This window comes from Candidatus Paceibacterota bacterium (assembly GCA_041661265.1).
Classification (GTDB): Bacteria; Patescibacteriota; Minisyncoccia; order JAHIHE01; family JAGLIN01; genus JBAZUT01.
In genome coordinates, this window is the sequence record JBAZUT010000005.1 from 81,547 (window position 1) to 99,848 (window position 18,302).

The following is an 18,302-nucleotide window of genomic DNA, read 5'->3' on the forward strand; positions in this document are numbered from 1 at the left end:
ATAAAAGATAATTTTAACATTTTTAATTGTCAATTTAATTTTTAATATTTACATTTTACATTTATTTATGCCAAAGCCCAAAACAGCCATAATCAGCCTTACATGTTGCGAAGGGTGCCAGCTTTCCATTCTTGATCTTGGCGAAAAACTTCTTGATATTGCGGAAAAGCTGGATCTCCGGTCGTTCCGCCTCGCTTCGGGAACAAAGAATTTTCCCGGACCATATGACATCGCCATCGTTGAGGGATGCCCCGTCACAAAAGACAATTTTGAGAAACTTCTGGAGATCAGAAAACAGTCCAAAGTCCTGATCGCCCTTGGAGCCTGCGCGCACCTCGGAGGAGTCGCTGAGATCAAAAACTACAGAGGCAACAAAGATGAGCAGATAAAATATGTCTATAAGAATTTTGAAAGGATAGATAATCCGGACATTAAAGCCATAAGCGAAGTTGTTCCGATCGACGCCTTCATCCCCGGATGCCCCATCAACAAAGAAGAATTCTATAGGATAGTGATGGAATTTGCAGAAGGAAAAAAACCGACCATCGCCCAAAGACCGGTCTGCTATGAATGCCAGCTCAGAAGAAACAAATGCCTGCTCCAGGAAGGAAAACCCTGCTTCGGCCCCGTAACGCTCGGAGGATGCGAAGCGATCTGCCCCTCGAATGGGTTTATCTGCGAAGCCTGCCGGGGCCCGCTCAAGGGCGCAAGCATTGAAAAATTGACGGAGATCCTAAAAGACAGGATGACAAATGAAGAACTTATGAAAATTTCAGAGATATACGGCGCAAAGAATGAATTTGAAGATGCGATGTCAAAAACAGAAAATGGAAAGTAGACAATGGAGAGTTGAAGAATGAAGTTGAAAGTTTAATTCACGTATCATTGGAATTAAAATACATAGACAACGAATGCTTTATGAGTGTAAAAAATAAGATCAGCAAAATCGGAAACCTATTGGGTGGTTTTAAAAAATATTTAAACAGCAAAAAGTAGAAAGGCATTCTCCACCCGCCACTTTCTACTATCTACTTTCTAATTTATGAAAATAAAAATCGATCATATCGCGAAAATCGAAGGGCACGCCGGATTTGTAGGGCACATCGTAAAAGGCAATGTGAAAAAGGCTCAAATCGAGGTGCAGGAAGGTGCAAGGCTTATCGAGAGCCTCCTTATTGGAAGAAACTATGAGGACGCGCCCGTAATCACATCCCGAATCTGCGGACTTTGCCCCGTCATTCACAATATCACAAGCATAAAGGCTCTTGAAGAATGCTTTGGCATAAAACCGACGAAGGAAACCGTGATGCTTCGCGAACTCATGCTCGCGGGCCAGATCATCCAGAGCCATGTCCTGCATATATTCTTCCTGAGCTCCACGGACTATTTCAAGAACAGGGACGGACTTGATATTGCGGGAGAAAGACCCGAATTCGTCGTAAAAGTTCTGAGGCTCCGGGATTTCGGCAACAATGTCATAAAGTTCATCGGAGGAAGAGCCATTCATCCCCTGACCCCGAAAGTTGGCGGATGGCACAAGGTCCCGAATAAAAGCATTCTCCAGGAGATCGAAAAAGAAGGAAAAAAAGTTCTCCCCTACAGCAAGCTTCTCGTGGATTTCGTTATGTCGCTCAAGATCCCCGATTTCAAAAGAAAGACTGAATATCTGGCGCATAAGCCCAATGAAGAAAACAAGTATTCTTCATATTACGGAAAAGTGCATTCAAACGAAGGCTGGGTTGCGAATGAGGAAAAATTCAGAGCGGAAATTAAGGAACAGCAGATGGACGGAACTGTGGCAAAACTCGCAAAGCGCGACGGGAAAAGCTATGCGACCGATGCCCTTGCACGGCTTCATATCAACAAAGAGAACCTGAATCCGAATGCAAAGAGAGCCCTGGAAAAGTCGAAGCTCAAGTTCCCGAATTACAATCCTTTCTATAACACCCTTGCGCAGACGATCGAAGTTATGCACTATGTCGAAGAATGCAGGAAGATCGCAGCGGAACTTGAAAAATGCGACCTTGCAAATATAAATACCAATTTTCAGGTGACTGCCGGCCATGGCGCCGCGATACTTGAGGCCCCGCGAGGCATGCTCTATCACGCCTATGAAGTAGACGGGCAAGGAATGATCACGAAAGCGGATGTGATGACGCCTACAGCGCAATTGCTCGTTAATCTGAATGACGACCTCAAGCGATATCTTCCGCACGTGAACAAGTTCAAGAAGGAAAAAAGGGAACATGAGATCCTGAAGCTCGTCCATTCATATGATCCATGCATTTCATGCTCGACGCATTGAAAATGAAAAAAGCAAATATCCCATGCCTGCGGCAGGCAGGAAAAATAAAAATGACAATGTAAAATTAAAAATTAAATTTCATTTTTCATTTTGATTTTTTAATTTTAAACTTGAAACATGCACGATATCCATGCAGCCAACCAGATCCTGAAAACTGCGCTTGAATACGCAAATAAGAACAAGTTCAAGAGAATAAGCTCAATGACGATCGAGCTTGGAAAGATTGTGGAACATAATGAACTCATAACTCCGGATAACTTAAAGTATAATATCGGACTTATCTCCAAGAACACCCCTGCCGAAAATTGCGAAATCATAGTGAATCAATCTGACAGCAACGAATTGAAGCTGGTTGAGATCGACGGAGAATAGATTATTATTTTTATCATATTTTGGCTTTGCTTAATGTCATCCTGAACTTGCCTGCCCGCCTTTGGAGGGGTTCAGGATCTTCGTTTTAATATCTCCATATAAAGAAACACGCTATGCGTGTTTTATTGTATCGCTTTCATCCTATTAATTTGTCACATAAACAGATTCTCCGGATTATTCCTGTCCAGTTCCCATTTTATGGGATTATTTTGAATATATCCACGGATCTCAAGCAATGATCTTTCATTGCGAATAACGTGGTCATAGAAAGAACGTTGCCACTGAAAATTTGTATCCGGATTTATTTCGCTAATACAGCGCGATGAAAATGTCTTGAAGCCGCGTATTATTTCAGATAATGAATATTTTTTGAATTGCTTGTCCGTAGTGACAGGTTTCAAACCTGTCACTACCATCGCAATCGCGGTATTATCAATAGCAATGATTCCATGCATATGATTCGGCATAATAATCCATTCAACCAAAATACAATTTTTATAATGACTTGGCAAATCCAACCAGCATTTTTTAGCGATTTCTCCGCACTTATTCAAAATCATTTTCCCGTCCTCAACTTTGCCAAAATATTCCTTCTTGTTTTTTATACAAATGGTCACAAAATAATACCCATCTTGTGAATAATCATAATCAGGTAATCTGTTCGATTTTCGGGATTTTAACATGTTATCACGAAACAATAGTAGTGACAGGTTTGAAACCTGTCACTACAAAATAAATTAATGTATGTTTATCTATTCCTGAAAAGCTCTATCTTTTCTTCCACCGCTTTCTGTACATTGTCCCTTGCAATGGACATGAATTTTCTCGGATCGGTCGTCTGTTCGCCGCTGGCAAAAAAATTCTTGAGGGCTTCAATGAACGCGACCCTGATCTGTGTGTCGATGTTCACGTTCACTATCCCAAATTCAGATATGGCCCTTTTCACATCTTCGACAGGGACTCCCGAACCGCCATGCAGAACGAATGGCGTGGAAACCTTTTCCCGGATCTTTTTCAGAAGATCGAAATCAAGCCTTGGATTTTCCTTCCCCTTGTATCCTCCGTGGATATTCCCGATTATGACAGCCAGCGTGTCAACTTTGGTCTTTTTGACGAATTCTTCCGCCTCATCCGGTTCGGTTTTTTCCATCTGACTCAGAGCCACACCGACTTCAACGCTGGAATCGAGCTTCGGAATCTTTCCAAGTTCCGCCTGAATGAATACGCCCTTTTTGTGGCCATATTTCACGATCTCTTTTGTGATCTCGACGTTCTTTTCAAAATCATATGCGGAAGCGTCTATCATGACGGATTCGAATCCCGCATCGATGCACTTGATCACATTATCAGAATGCTTTCCATGATCAAGATGCAAAACCAGTTTCGCTTTCGATTCAGAAATAACACCCCTAATCAAAGCTACAAGTGCATCAAATCCGGCATATTCAAGGGCATTTTCCGTGACACCGATCAGCGCTGGAAAATCTTTTGCGACAGCCGCACGCGCGATCCCCTGCGTTATCTCAAGATTATTGGTATCGAACGTCCCGACTGCATATCCCCCCTTTTTCGCATCGTTTATGATTTGTTTGATTAGTGACATGTTTCAAATTAAAAGTGAAAAGTTAAAAATAAAAAATAAAATTTATATACTAGATAAAACACTTGCATTACAATATGATAACTACTTACTCAACACACATTCCACGCTCACAATAAGGCACTAAATGTTTTTCTTCTAGATCATCCCAATTATACAATGAGTCGTTGTAGCATAAAAAGGCATAATAATCAAAATGGGGATGAGTAACTTTTAAACCAAGTGATTTGCAATAAGCTTCTGCTGCCGGAATCTCTTTATTGTTGTTTATCATATAACATGTATAAATACCATCCTCTCTCTTTGAACAATATTTTTCAAATATCTTTTTTGAATTATATGCATCTATGATATTTCCAAATGGCATATAAATATCAAATAATACTACAAACGTGACGACTAAAATGAAAAATAAGCGTTCTTTCTTTTTTTTAATTATTTTTGTGAGAAATAAATAAAGTAAAATTAAAAATAACACACTAATCAAAACTGTTGACGTAGAAGAAAGACTGGGCTCTAAGGTTGTGTAATATGCAACTTCGTTTGAAACATATGTTGATATAACAATTGATGGAATATATATAATATGGCCTAATATAATAGCACATATCAATTCACCGACAATCTTTGCTATTTTTATTATTTTGCTGTCTTGTTTTTGTTTTAGACCCTCTTCCATATTTATTATTATTTTAACTGAACAAATTCACAATCCTCACAAATTCGCTGGCGTTCAGGGATGCTCCTCCGACAAGAAGCCCTTCCATTCCGGCCTTTTCGACAAAATCAGTTGCATTTTTATCATTCACGCTTCCGCCATAGAGGATCGGGAGATGATCTGCAGTCTTGCGATCATATAGCTTCGTTATGACCTTTCTGATGAGAAGCGCCATGCTCATGATGTCATCCGAAGTCGGAGTGTTTCCCGTGCCAATGGCCCAGATCGGCTCATAGGCTATGATAAGATCTTTCACCAAGTATCCGCTCGGAACGCCTGCCAGTCCTTTTTCTATCTCATTTGAAATGATATCCCCTGCCTTGTCCTCATCTCTTTCCTTTTGTGATTCCCCCACACAGAAGATAGGTTTGACGTTATTTTTCAATGCTGAATTTATTTTCAGATTGATATTTTTATCAGTCTCTCCGAGATATATCCTTCTTTCCGAATGCCCTATTATCGCATAACCGACCCCCATGTCTTTTGCCATTTTTGCAGATATTTCTCCCGTATAAGCTCCGCTATCTTCCCAAAATATATTTTGGACCCCGATATCGAAACTTTTTCCACCTTTTATATTCGGAATATAAAAATAGGGTGGACAAATCACAACTTTGACGTTCTCCGAAATCTTTATCCCGTTCTTAACGGTTCTGATAATATTATCGGCCTCCTTGAAACTGACCGGATTCATTTTCCAGTTGGCGACAATTATTTTGGGTTTGATCCCGTTTTCAAACATCTTTGTAATAAATTAAAGATATGAGTTCCAAAATTAAAATATTGAAATGTAAAATTAAAAAATCAAATTGTAAAATGACAGTTAAAAATTTAAAATGGATCAGATAAACGGCTTTTTGATATAATAATGATCATCATTTTGACATTTTAATTTGTCATTTTTATTTTTGATATTTACATTTTAAACTTTTAGAGGTTTCTTCTCAATTTCTCCGCCCTAGCGACCCTTTCTACGGCAACGGCATATGCCGCAAGGCGGGTGCTGATCCCGAGATCTTCTTTCTTGCTCCAGACCGCATCGAACGAGCTTTCCATTATTTTCTTCAATTTGCCGATATTTTCAGCCTCATCCCAATAATAGTTCTGAAGATTCTGAACCCATTCAAAATAACTCACGATGACTCCGCCGGCGTTAGCCAGAATATCCGGAATGACCACGATCCCCCTTTTCTCCAATTTTGTATCCGCTTCGGGAGTGACAGGGCCGTTCGCAAGCTCGATTATGAGCTTCGCTTTTATCTGCGAGGCATTCTGTTCAGTTATCACATTCTCGAGCGCAGATGGCATAAGGACATCCACATCCAGTTTCAAAAGCTGTTCGTTCGTTATAGTCCTCGTCCCGGGGAATCCGACGACGGACCTGGTGTCTTTTTTGAATTTCATGATCTTTTTGATGTCGAGAGCGTCATGCCCGCCAATCCCGTCTTTTCCTTTTTCATTTTTAGTTTTAACTTTTTCATTTGAAACTATTCCGCCTCTTGAGTCTGACACAGCGACGACTTTATAGCCCAGCGCGTTCAGGATCTCCGCGGCAAACGAACCCACATTTCCAAATCCCTGGATGGCGATCGTCAGCTTCTTGGGATCGAGTTTCATTTTTTTGATCGCTTTCTCAAAAACATAAACACCTCCCTGAGAAGTCGAGTATTTTCTTCCTCTCGCTCCGCCAACCTCGAGAGGTTTTCCCGTGACAACGCCGGGAACATTGTATCCCTTGATCCTACTGAATTCATCCATCATCCATGCCATGATCTGCGGGGTCGTATAGACATCGGGAGCAGGTATATCCTTCTCGGGACCGATAAAATCTTTCAGCTCCTGGATATATCCCCTTGAGAGCCTTTCAAGCTCCCCATTCGAAAGCTTCGACGAATCGACAATGATCCCGCCCTTGCCTCCTCCATAAGGAAGTCCGGCAACGGAACATTTCCACGTCATCCATGCGGAAAGCGCTTTAACCTCGGAAAGATTGACCTTTGGATGGAACCTGATGCCTCCCTTGAACGGCCCGAGAGCATCATTATATTGAACGCGATACCCCCTGAAAACCTTCATCTCCCCCGAATCCATCTTGATCGGGATTGAGACTTCAAGGATCCTCTTGGGATTTTTCAGTATCTCCAGAACATTCTTGTCCAATTTCAAAAGCGAAGCTGCATTCTCCAGCTGCTTGGTGGCATTCGCGAAAGGATTCATTGCCATATGTTTCGTTTAGTTTGTTACAATTATCCCTCCTTCAAATATTTATATGCGCTTGTGGCCGAGATCGCTCCTTCCGAAACGGCAGTTACGACTTGTCTCAAGCTGTTTGATGCGTTCGTGATGTCTCCTGCGGCAAAAACCCCCTTCACATTCGTCGAGCCGTCTGCACTGATCCTTATGCAGCTGCTCTCGTCTATTTCGACATTCAGCTCTTTCAGAAGGCTCGTGGAAGGAACCGCTCCGATCTCGATGAATACTCCATCCAGTTTGATGATGTTGCTTCCTTCGTGCACACTGTCTATTTCGATCGACTCAACCTTCGTACTTCCCTCCACTTTAATGACGTTGGTATTGTAAATTATTTCAACGCTGGGGTTTTCTTCAAGCCTTTCTTCCACGATAGGCTCGCATCTGAGGGGCTTTCCCCTATATATCAAAAAAACTTTCTTGGCGTGTTCGGAAAGCATGGTCGCCGACATAGCCGCCGCATTGCTCCCGCCCACGACAGCCACGGTTTTGCCCTTAAAAAAAGCACCGTCGCACACAGCGCAATAGCTGACGCCCTTTCCCAAAAGCTTTTCCTCTCCCGGAATATTCAATTTCTTGTGTTTCGTCCCAAGCGCTATGATAAGAGACTTGGATTCCAGGATCTTATTTGAACTTGTTCTCACAAAAAAAATATCTCTTCCGGTATCAGTTTTTTTGGGACTTTTATTTATCTCGACAGCCTCTTCGGAAATGAATTCGTTGCCCAATTCCTTTGCATGATTATAGAATTTCATGATCAATTCCGAACCGGTTATCGATCTTTCTCCGGGCCAATTCTCGATCATATGCGCTTTTGGGACCGATCCGTCAAAAACATTTCCGACTACAGCATGGTTTATTTTATACCTTGATGCATATATGGACGCCGCAAGCCCCGCAGGACCTGCTCCTAAAATAATTAGATCGTACATGTTAAGTTCTTATTTCCAATTATGTTGAATTTACTCAGCCGATATGATCGTGATTACTTTTCTACAAATTTTATAGCCCCCACCGGACAGCCGTGCATCGCTATCTCACAATCGCATTTGCTGCATCCGTCTTCATTAATAACCGCCGCTTTTCCCTCAGCCTGAAGCTGGAAAACTTCCGGACAGAGATTCTCGCACGCACCGCACCCAATGCACAATTCCTGATCAACTGTTATTTTTTTTGCCATATTATATTTTTATTTATTGATTATTTTTCCTATTGAGCGATTCCCAGCAAATTATTTATCTTTTCAACCAGCATGTCTTTCGGCTTCAGGCCCGTCATTTCATCAACGATCTTGCCTTCCTTGAAGAATTTCAGGGTCGGAATGCTCAATATTTCATAGTCGCTTGCCGTTTTCGGATTCTCGTCGACATTAAGCTTATAAACCTTTATCCTTCCCTCAAACTCCTTGGCCACCTCTTCGATGATAGGTCCCATCATTTGACAAGGACCGCACCATGGCGCCCAAAAATCAACCAGCATTATACCTGCTGACCTTAGCACTTCTTGTTCAAAGTTCTTGTCGGTAATATTTATATCCATAATTTTTTCCTTTCGCATTTTCACCAAACCCTTCCGCTATGAAGATCTATCGCCTTTGAATCTTTGAGCCAATCAAAGCAGATAAACCTTCCGGGGTTTGATCTTTTAATTTGTTATTGATAAAGTTTATTGTTATAATATGAGAAAGTAAGCCTTGAATTGATATATTTAATAATATAACAAAAACATAATAAATGCAAACAAAAATAATCATCATCGGAGCAGGTCCTGCGGGCCTATCCGCTGCAATAGAACTCAAAAACAAAGGAGATTTTGATGTAACGATCCTGGAAAGAAAACCGGGCATCGATTACAAAATATGCGCCGGAGGCATAGAATACGACTTCCTGAAACGATATCTTTCTGAAAGCATCATTGAGAAAAATTTCTACACCCTAAGATTCACAACTCCCGGTGATTCCATTTGCATAAAGAAAGACTTCGTCATGATCTCAACGGTAAATAGAAGAACCTTGCATGAATACTTGGCCCAAAAAGCCATAAATTCCGGCGTAAAGATCATTTTCGATCAAAATCTCAAGGATATAAGCAACAACACCGCAATAACTCATTCAGGAAACGCGTATAAGTTCGATTATTTGATCGGAGCCGATGGCAGCAACTCCGCCGTAAGAAAAAAGCTGAAATTGGATTCAAAAAGAATAATAGCGGCATTCCAATATATCGTAAAATGCGACTATCCGGACATGGAATTCTTTGTTGATCTTGAAAAGTTCGGCTATTCGTATGCATGGATCTTTCCCTATAAAGACACTGTTTCAGTTGGTGCCGGATTCTATCCCGGAGATTCCAAAAATTTTTCCATGAAAGATCTGCAGAATAATCTGAAAAAATGGGCTGAGAATAAATTCGACCTCTCGAATTCGAAATTTGAAGCCTTCTCCATAAACTATGACTATCAGGGATTTGAATTCGGAAACATCTATCTTGCGGGAGATGCGGCAGGTTTTGCATCGGGGCTGACCGGAGAAGGCATCAAGTTTGCCATACTTTCGGGAATTGATGTTGCGCAAAAAATAGCCGATCCCGATTATGAGTGCGTTGAAATAAAAAAAATGCTAAAAACAAAAAAAGCGAGCGAAACATTCAGGGAATATATGAAGATAAATCCGATCATCGGCAAGATCATGCTAAAATCCTTTTCTCTGTCGCTGAAAAATGAACTGGGGCAAAGACTTATCGCGAGAATATCCTGAATATTTCACAAATAAAGATCCTCCTGATCACGCCCGCGAACTTGCATCTCTGAAAATCGATAGAGACGAATAAAAAAACTGCATTAATTTCGTGCAGTTTGTTTTATAGGTCCATAAGCCTTCTATTGCTTATGACCAGGCGTTTTTTGCGATCCATACCGATTATGGATGAAACAGGCAACGCTCCGACGGCATCCATCAGGGTTTCGGGAATGTTTCCCAAGACTCCGATATTGCTGTTTTTTTTTGCATCCCCGCCATCGGGATCGGCCTCGAGCATCTTGGCTATGTTCAAGTTTATCCTCTCTTCATTTTCTCCCATTATTTCCCTTATCGCTCTTTTTACATCCCTAACGATCTCAGCCATTCTATCACTTCCTATCCATTGATCTTGGCTAAGCTGTTTACAATGATCTGTAAACACGTTAACCAAGACAAGGCACAACTGCGCAGGAGAAATAATGATCTTAAAAATTTGATGGACCACGTTTTATCATATAAGATCGCGATCCATCACATTAAATTCTTTTCCGTCATATTTTTGCCAGACATACTTCCTGGCTTTTTCAAAACTGCCGTTTATTTTTATTTTTGCCGTATTTCTGGCTTCTTCATCTCTGATACTTTCAGCGATACGGATCAGATTATCTCTTTTTTCTTCGAGATAACCCTCATACCCCATCGGCAAACTGCCCATGCGGCGATTTTTCTTGTTTATTATATCGCAGCATAATTCCGGCAGATTCCGAAGAAAAACGTCGATGCGTTTTTCCGGTTCCATTAAGACTGCCATAGATCATCACATCCTATCCGTTTTTTTTAGCTTTCTATACTCGACTCAAGTGAGCCGAATTGCACAAAATGAGAATTGCGTGCAATTTATTTCGCTTGAATTTTTCTGACTGTGCTTTTTGTCTTTTTTTTGCATTGCCGAAATTTCATGATCTATCTTTTCTTAATGATCGGGCCCGAGATACTTCCTTTGAACTTAAATAATTTGGAGAGGGTTGTTTTTTACAACCCCTCTCCATTCTTTCCGCTCTTTCTCCGGAACCTGAATCCTCTGTCGAGCTGTTCTTTCAGAACGCCCAGAAGAACTCTTTCATGTTCCATGGGAAGATTCTGCTTCTTTATGGAAGCGGTTATGGCCCTTTCAATCGAGTCAATTCTGTATTTTATATACTTTATTGACCTATCATAGGTTTCATGGCTTACCCTTCTTCTTGCATAGGAATAATTCATTTTCTTCTCCCAGAATATATATTGGAGAATCAATGAATTGATCCCATTGAAGAAGAGAACCCACATCCTGCGAGGACCGATCTCATAAACCGCTTCTATGGTGATTGGATCCCAGATGGTAAGATCCGAAGAATCAACCAGATATGACACTTTCACGATCCTGCTCGGAAGAAATTCAGCAATGCTCATGTTTGCGATTTCCTCCGGAGCAGATTCCGGAAGTATTTCTCTGGGCACTTGCAGAAACAGTTCCTCCCGGGGAGTGATTCCGTGAAAATTTACGTTCAACTCTGCATTCTCTATGTCTTCCATTTTTTTCACTTCCTGACCTATCGTTTAACTTTTCCTATCCTATCCTGCTTCTTCAGCAGGAAACGCGATCTGCAAAGAATTGCAAACCGAATTTCCAGCCGAAAATCGGAGGAGGCAGCGTCCCGAGACGAGCCTCCGAAAATCAGAACTTCCTGACCTCCGCATATCCTCCCATTACGATCATCATTGCAACCTCTTCCGGCAGAGGTTTGCGGTCGTTTTGAAGCCCAAAATCCGTTTTTACGCATAGTCTTACGGCATCAATGGCAGGTCTCTCTGATTTCTTTATTCCTATTGCATATTCTTCCATGTTTTTTCCTCCTTTCGCTTCTGACTCGAACGAGCCGAGTTGCCTGCAAATTATTTACAGCCAACTTAACCCGTTCGAGATCTTTTTTAATGTGCTTTTGCTTCCCCGGTTCCGTTTCATTTAAACAAAAATGACCCTATCCAAGGTCATCTTTTATCTTTATCCTATTTTCTATTATTCCTCTGATAATTTCACATATCCAGTAAAAGATGACCCTTTTGTACCCATGTGCAACCGGCAGAATGTTTGATTCTGCTCACATTGCCATACATTGAATTTAGAGTCATTCTTTTTGTGTTCATAACGTATTATAAACATTTATAGATTAATGATATAATATTCTCTTTTGACTGTCAAGCACGCCCTATGGATGAAATTTATTCGAATAAAGCGGTGCTGAGATATCTTTCGCCGGTATCCGGAAGGATGGTCACGATGATCTTTCCCGCGCCCAGCTCTTTTGCTTTTTTTAATGAGATATACATTGCCGCCCCCGAGCTCATGCCAGCCAGTATGCCTTCTTTCTTCGCCAAATTCCTCGCAACTTCAAAGGTCTCCGGGATCAGTTCTTTTTTAATTTCAATGATCTCGTCAAAATATTTTATATCGAAGAGCTTTGTAGGATTCAGCTCTTTCGGATGCCTGAGACCCTGAATGGCCGATCCAAGTTCAGGAAGCACGCCGACTATTGTGATCTTCGGATCTCGCTCTTTCAGTCTCTTTGAAATTCCAATACCCGTTCCCGCAGTTCCGAGTCCCAGGACTACCATATCAATCTTTCCTTCAATATCTTCAAGGATCTCTTCCGCCGTGGTCTCATAATGCGCCGTTATATTCGCCGGATTGCTGAATTGATCGAGGTTGGCATATTTTCCGGGATTTTCCGAAAGCATTTTGTCTTTCAGCTCAACAGCCCCGCCAGTTCCCTTCTCCGCCGGAGACAGAACCAGTTTTGCGCCATATGCCTTGATCAATTTTCTTCTTTCAATGCTTACCGACTCCGGAATGACTATCTCGATCTCATAGCCCTTAACCCCCGCGATCATGGCCATCGCAATGCCGGTATTTCCGGAACTTGCTTCAAGAAGAACCTTGCCCTTCGTAAGCGATCCCTTTTTCTCTGCATCTTCTATAAGATAGAGAGCCATCCTATCCTTCACAGAACCTCCTATGTTATATTCCTCGAGCTTAGCATAGATCGTTGCATCGCCTTTAGATGCCAGCTTGTTTATTTTTACCATCGGGGTCTTGCCGATCAAAGTCAATATATTTTTATGGATCATGTTTTTATCTGATTTATGATTAATAAAAAAACAACCTCTGCAGGTTGATCTTTGGATAATGCAAAGCGCTTTAGCTACAACACCAAAAACAACCCGTCTTACGACATCTGATGCAACAACAAATTGATCGGTTTAGGCTTATCATGAAAATAATTTAACTTACATTACGAATACTATCATTTAAATGAATATTGTCAAATTCAAAAGGCTCAAAATTTTATCGTTTCACCCTCCTTTATGTCTGCCTTCTCAGAAAGACTTCCGGCCTTCGCCTTTTCTTCAGCTTTCTGCTTCGGAATTTCAGGCGGCCCGGAAAGAACCGCGGTGTTCAATGGAACAACTTTCTTCTTCGGTATTTCGGCCTGCCTGGAAATTGCCGCGGGTGGCGGAACGGTCTTCTTTATCGCCTCTAAGGGAATTTTATCCATTTTTTTCGGCTGAACGATCAGCTTTGAAACCTCCGGCACTTTGACCTCCGCTCTTCGAACACTGACATTATTTTTTATCTCGGGCCTGATCTCCGGTTTTTTCACATCAATACGCGCCTCAACAGCTTCCGGCTTTTTAACGACTTCCGTTTTTACGGGTTCGGCATGCCGATCCTCCTGCTTCGGCTTTGCAACAATGATCTCCTTTTTCTTTTCGATCTCCTTATTGACAGGATTTTCGAAAACCTTCTTCTCCGGTTCGAACTTTACTGCCGGCTGGCTGCTTTTAGGCGCATCAGTCATCTTTTTCCTGACTTCAACAAGACAATTTCTGCAATATGTCGCCCTGTTCGGATCGGGTTTGAACGGCACTTTGATCTTTTCTTTGCACATCGCGCATTCGGCATCCCAAAGCTCGCGGTCGATCTTATCGGATTTGTAAGACCTCGATTCCTCGCCGCCCTCGAACCTTCTCTCTCCTCTCGGTTTTTCTCCCTGGCTTCCTTCTCCAAGATCGATCCCCGACCACCTCGTGATCTTATCCTCAACGACTTCTCTCTTGCTTGCATATCTTTCCCTTGAAACTTTGATTATCTTTTCCGCATTGCTTTTTTCGGTCACGGGATTTGGGGGAAGCGTCGTCGCGCTGAAGGCGTCTCCGGCCACTCCGTCGATCATCAGCTTGAGATAAATATTATATTTTCCGAGATTTACAAGATCGTTCATCATGAAAATAGGTTCATATTCTTTTTCCAGAAATTCCGCATCCGCAGCTCCGACCCTGAAAGTAATAAGGGTTCCGATATTTCCGAAAATAGCATCGCTAACCTCTTCTTCGAGCTGTCCTATGTATTGATGAGCAACGATCAGATTCAGCCTGTATTTCCTGGCCTCGGACAATATTCCCGCAAATGATTCGGTCGCGAAATTCTGGAACTCGTCGACATATAGATAGAAATCCTTTCTTTCGTCCTCCGGAATATCCGTTCTTCCCATGGCGGCAAGCTGTATCTTTGTAATGAGCATCGCGCCCAAGAGAGCGCTATAGTCCTCGCCGATCTTTCCTTTGGCGAGATTCACAACGAATATTTTTTTGTTGTCCATTATTTCCCTCATGTCTATCGAGGACTTCGTCTGCGAAATGATATTTCTCACGAGAGCGCTCGAGAGAAATTGTCCGACCTTGTTCTGGATCGGAGATATCGCATCCACGGTGAATTGGGCTGAATATTTCGTGAATTCAGTGGTCCAGAACGCCTTTACCACGGGATCCGTGATCTTTGCGACCACCTTGGCCCTATATTCTTTGTCCACAAGCATTCTTGGAACTCCGAGCAGAGTGCTTCCGGGATATTCCAAGAGTCCCAATATCACATTTCGGAGCAGATATTCCAATCGGGGACCCCAGGAATCCGCCCATATTTTCTTGAAAACACCGATCAATCCCGAAGATATGAGATGCCTGTATTTCACGTCAACCTGTTCCATGACATTAAATGCGATCGGATAGTCTATATCGGCGGGATTGAAATACACCACATCATTGATCCTGGATGCAGGGACAAAATTCAGGATCTTTTCGGCAAAATCCCCATGCGGATCCACAACGGCAACGCCATTCCCGGCTTTGATATCGGCGATAACCAGGGTCTCGAGGAGATTCGTTTTTCCCATACCGGTCTTTCCGATGATATACATGTGCCTTCTCCTGTCATCTCTTTTTATGCCAAAAATATGCTCCTGTCCGCGAAAATTCGTTTTTGCAAAATATGTTATATCTCTGTCCATCATCATGATATTTTATTAGTCCAAATTTATAAACTCCGCCGAAATCCCTAGATGGGAAGCTCTGCAGGAGGCTTTCCCTTCTTCGCCTCAACCCTTGAAACAGTAGGGGCCTTGACCTCGATCGTCGGAAAGTGGAATACTGTCGCAAGTTCCTCGGTATTGAGAGCATATCCTCGCTTATCAAATTCCCTCCTCTTGTATCTTCTGAGGATCGATCTTTTTCTCAGAGCTTTTCTGAAATCCGTAAAAAAATAATACGCGCTGGTTTTTGTGTTCCCGTCCGGCACAAAACTGTTCCTGTCTTTGCTTCCGAATTGAGAAAAATATGTAAAAACGATCGAGTTCCCTTTTGTTTTGTTGAAAATATCCCGCTTGGAAAGATATATCCATCTTATGCAAGTGTCGAATGCGGGCTTTTTTGTGCTCTCGCCTATCGCTATCACGACATCTTTTTCCGCGGGAGACAAGTGCAACATCATGCTGGGAGGCTCTTTATCCTTTTTCTCATCCTTCTTTTCGGCCGGATTTACGGTCGAAAAGAATCCGCCCGCTATGTATCTTCCGATATCCCAAAGTTCCTCGATCAGAAAATCGAAAGGATTGCTTGATTTCTTCTTCTTTTTCCTGCCGATCAGCTCAAGGATCAATTCATTGGCTTCCTTCTTCCAGTCGTCATTTGTGGGCCTGATCAAAACCTGTATCCATATCTGCTCGCCTTTCTGCAATTTATTCACGCCTTCAATTATATTTGACATCGTATCAACAAATTCGCCCGAACCGGTATCTTCGAATTCCTTGTATGTTCTGAGCGGATAAGCATCTTCCTTTGCCAGGATCATGTCTGTGCCCCAGAGCTCATAATCCTTGTTTGGAATATCATTCGGAACGTTCAACACATAATCCTCCACATCCCTTATTTCAGCTGCAGGATATTGCGCATAGATCTGCGCTTCGATCGTCTTCCTCGACAGAACCGGCGTTCTTATAAAATAGTGTATATCACCGTCAATGCTGACGATCTCAAAGCTGAACCACGCATCGAGCATTCCCTTCAGATATATATCATAAAGCGTATCCACCACCACGTCATAAAAACTGTATATCCCGGAATACAATTCTTCCATATTCTTCGGCCTTTTCTCGATCTCCTTCGGTATTATCACCTCAATGAGGTCCCATTGAATTTCGCGTACATATTTTTCATGGATATAGTTCACCCAGGCGATTTTAAACGTGTGCCAAAGCACGATTGTAGTGAAAAACCACCAATATTTTGAGAATATCGATACGGATTCTTTCAGAGATTCAAATAATACTTCGGGAAATGTGATCATAGACGCTTCTAAATTATTTGTTTTGTTGCATCAGGCGATAAGGCGGACGTCCTGTGTTTATGGCAATACATAAGAATGATTGCAGCAGCAGGATACGCGCCTAGAATACGAGTCCGATTTTGTCTTTGAAAGCAAAGCCAATTATCAGAAAAGACAAGGTGTTTCTCCTGTCTAGTCTGTATTTTCAAATGTGTGCTCGCTTATTGTTTCAGCTTGTATATTTTGTTGGGAAGTTTTTCGAAATAATTCTTGTTTTGCAAGTTCAGAATTATGGTATTTTTCCTGACCTTCCTCTTGTTCAGAACCTCATCGATTATCTCATCCTGTCCCATTTCTCCCTTCGCCTTCAATAGTTCTATTATAACATCTAATACGGTTCCCGGGCTATACCCCCAATCTTTCAACGCATAAATGCCTCTTCCGATCAGAACAAACCTCTTATCTTTGATAAGCTCATTATGCACCGTCTGCTTGTTCGCTTTCTTTTTCCTTTGGATCCATATCTTATTGATCTCGTCGGCGATCTCGGAAAAATGCAGCGCTCTCTCGCCTTTTTTCAAAGCAAGATATGCCTTATCCTTGATACTCTTCGGATTTATATGAGGCCATTTTTCATGTCCCCACTGATTCAATATATTTCTTATTATTATTTTATTGGCACTAAGATAGGACTTGATCGCATTCGGCGGCAGTTTGCTGAATCCTTTTTTAGATGCACAGTCATTTGCCAGCTCTATTATTTTTTCATATTCCAGATTTTCGTTCTTCTCAAGGAGATATTTTTCGATATCATTCATGATATCTCTGAATCTCTTTACATGCTCATCGTTATAGAAATATATCTTCTTGTGAACCTTTATTTCCTTCGTATTCTTTATCTTTTCGTCCAATGACAAGATCAGCAAAGTCAATTGCCTGTTCACGCCGGAATTGGCCGCCGCACCGAATAAATATTCGGCAATACTGTCTTCACTCATTATTCCGCCATGATCCTCTATGGCCTCCTGTATATAATCAAAAACCTGATCGATATTGCCATCCTTGCCAATTGCTTTCAGTTTCGAGATCCCCTCTGCTTCGATCTGCCTGACCCTCTCTCTGGTCACGCCATAATCTTTTCCGATCTGGTCGAGAGTTCTCACTCCCTTTCCATCCAAATTAAACCTCATGATAATGACTTCCTGGGGTCTTTTTGGAAGTTTGTTAACCATTTCTAAAATAAGATTGTTCAAATCTATTTTAATTTGGTATTTCGAGCTGTCGTTTTCATTTGTCATACTTTTTATGTTAAATAAGGCTTAATATTGATTAAATAACTATTGCTTAAATAGTATAGCACATTTAATTGTTAATGTCAATAACTATTCATACTTCACTCTAAAGTTAATAAAATATAAATTTTTGTCAAGTTTTTTTCATCAAATACCGATATGCAAAAAATAATATGCCCGATATATTACAGAATATCCTACCGGGATTTTTTGCGATTTTTTCCTATATAATTTTCTTTAAAAAAATAACTGACAGCGAATCTTGTCAACCATGCGTTGTCCGGATATATGTAATATCATCTATTATTACATCAAATCGCATCTTTATCTTTC

General features: G+C 41.5%; 20 protein-coding genes. 4 read left to right on the forward strand and 16 right to left on the reverse strand.

What is annotated here, in order from left to right; genetic code table 11:
- Positions 1-67 precede the first annotated feature (67 nt).
- The 3 genes from WC788_05035 (at position 68) to WC788_05045 (ending at position 2,677) form a co-directional block, all read left to right on the forward strand.
- Entirely contained in the window at positions 68-838 is a 771-nt protein-coding gene (locus tag WC788_05035; GenBank protein MFA6096962.1) for a hydrogenase, read from the forward strand.
- Positions 839-1,042: 204 nt separating this feature from the next.
- Complete coding sequence (locus tag WC788_05040; protein MFA6096963.1) at positions 1,043-2,305, forward strand: nickel-dependent hydrogenase large subunit; 1,263 nt, start codon at positions 1,043-1,045, stop codon at positions 2,303-2,305.
- 117 nt (positions 2,306-2,422) lie between these two features.
- Positions 2,423-2,677, forward strand: a complete 255-nt coding sequence (locus tag WC788_05045; protein MFA6096964.1) for a hydrogenase/urease maturation nickel metallochaperone HypA — start codon at positions 2,423-2,425, stop codon at positions 2,675-2,677.
- A 152-nt stretch (positions 2,678-2,829) separates the two neighbouring features.
- Here the strand turns inward: WC788_05045 and WC788_05050 are convergent, their stop codons facing one another.
- The 8 genes from WC788_05050 to trxA form a co-directional block, all read right to left on the reverse strand.
- Positions 2,830-3,360 (reverse strand): transposase, encoded by a 531-nt coding sequence (locus WC788_05050; protein MFA6096965.1) that lies wholly within the window; start codon positions 3,358-3,360, stop codon positions 2,830-2,832.
- Positions 3,361-3,425: 65 nt separating this feature from the next.
- Complete coding sequence (locus WC788_05055) at positions 3,426-4,280, reverse strand: class II fructose-bisphosphate aldolase (protein MFA6096966.1); 855 nt, start codon at positions 4,278-4,280, stop codon at positions 3,426-3,428.
- Between the two features lie 85 nt (positions 4,281-4,365).
- Complete coding sequence (locus WC788_05060) at positions 4,366-4,956, reverse strand: hypothetical protein (GenBank protein ID MFA6096967.1); 591 nt, start codon at positions 4,954-4,956, stop codon at positions 4,366-4,368.
- Positions 4,957-4,969: 13 nt separating this feature from the next.
- Positions 4,970-5,737, reverse strand: coding sequence for a triose-phosphate isomerase (gene tpiA, locus WC788_05065; protein ID MFA6096968.1), 768 nt, complete (start codon positions 5,735-5,737; stop codon positions 4,970-4,972).
- 188 nt (positions 5,738-5,925) lie between these two features.
- Positions 5,926-7,218, reverse strand: a complete 1,293-nt coding sequence (locus WC788_05070; GenBank protein ID MFA6096969.1) for a Glu/Leu/Phe/Val dehydrogenase — start codon at positions 7,216-7,218, stop codon at positions 5,926-5,928.
- A 23-nt stretch (positions 7,219-7,241) separates the two neighbouring features.
- A complete protein-coding gene (locus WC788_05075; protein MFA6096970.1) occupies positions 7,242-8,177 on the reverse strand; it encodes an FAD-dependent oxidoreductase in 936 nt (311 codons plus the stop codon).
- A 53-nt stretch (positions 8,178-8,230) separates the two neighbouring features.
- On the reverse strand, positions 8,231-8,425 hold the full coding sequence (locus tag WC788_05080; GenBank protein MFA6096971.1) for a ferredoxin: 195 nt from the start codon (positions 8,423-8,425) through the stop codon (positions 8,231-8,233).
- Positions 8,426-8,454: 29 nt separating this feature from the next.
- Positions 8,455-8,784: a thioredoxin gene (gene trxA / locus WC788_05085; protein ID MFA6096972.1), complete on the reverse strand. Its 330-nt coding sequence runs from the start codon at positions 8,782-8,784 to the stop codon at positions 8,455-8,457.
- 194 nt (positions 8,785-8,978) lie between these two features.
- On the opposite strand from trxA, the gene WC788_05090 reads away from it, so the two are divergent.
- Positions 8,979-10,001: an NAD(P)/FAD-dependent oxidoreductase gene (locus WC788_05090; GenBank protein ID MFA6096973.1), complete on the forward strand. Its 1,023-nt coding sequence runs from the start codon at positions 8,979-8,981 to the stop codon at positions 9,999-10,001.
- Positions 10,002-10,104: 103 nt separating this feature from the next.
- On the opposite strand, the gene WC788_05095 is transcribed toward WC788_05090, so the two are convergent.
- The 8 genes from WC788_05095 to WC788_05130 all read right to left on the reverse strand — a co-directional run bounded on the left by WC788_05095 (position 10,105) and on the right by WC788_05130 (position 17,975).
- Positions 10,105-10,368 carry a hypothetical protein gene (locus WC788_05095; protein ID MFA6096974.1) on the reverse strand — a complete coding sequence of 88 codons (264 nt, stop codon included), beginning with the start codon at positions 10,366-10,368 and terminating at the stop codon, positions 10,105-10,107.
- 126 nt (positions 10,369-10,494) lie between these two features.
- Entirely contained in the window at positions 10,495-10,794 is a 300-nt protein-coding gene (locus tag WC788_05100) for a hypothetical protein (GenBank protein ID MFA6096975.1), read from the reverse strand.
- A gap of 221 nt (positions 10,795-11,015) precedes the next feature.
- Positions 11,016-11,555: a hypothetical protein gene (locus WC788_05105; protein ID MFA6096976.1), complete on the reverse strand. Its 540-nt coding sequence runs from the start codon at positions 11,553-11,555 to the stop codon at positions 11,016-11,018.
- Between the two features lie 142 nt (positions 11,556-11,697).
- Complete coding sequence (locus WC788_05110) at positions 11,698-11,865, reverse strand: hypothetical protein (protein MFA6096977.1); 168 nt, start codon at positions 11,863-11,865, stop codon at positions 11,698-11,700.
- Positions 11,866-12,242: 377 nt separating this feature from the next.
- Positions 12,243-13,148, reverse strand: a complete 906-nt coding sequence (locus WC788_05115; protein ID MFA6096978.1) for a cysteine synthase family protein — start codon at positions 13,146-13,148, stop codon at positions 12,243-12,245.
- A 209-nt stretch (positions 13,149-13,357) separates the two neighbouring features.
- A complete protein-coding gene (locus tag WC788_05120; GenBank protein ID MFA6096979.1) occupies positions 13,358-15,370 on the reverse strand; it encodes a type IV secretion system DNA-binding domain-containing protein in 2,013 nt (670 codons plus the stop codon).
- Positions 15,371-15,411: 41 nt separating this feature from the next.
- Positions 15,412-16,698 carry a hypothetical protein gene (locus WC788_05125; protein MFA6096980.1) on the reverse strand — a complete coding sequence of 429 codons (1,287 nt, stop codon included), beginning with the start codon at positions 16,696-16,698 and terminating at the stop codon, positions 15,412-15,414.
- 200 nt (positions 16,699-16,898) lie between these two features.
- Positions 16,899-17,975: a sigma factor-like helix-turn-helix DNA-binding protein gene (locus WC788_05130; protein MFA6096981.1), complete on the reverse strand. Its 1,077-nt coding sequence runs from the start codon at positions 17,973-17,975 to the stop codon at positions 16,899-16,901.
- Positions 17,976-18,302 lie beyond the last annotated feature (327 nt).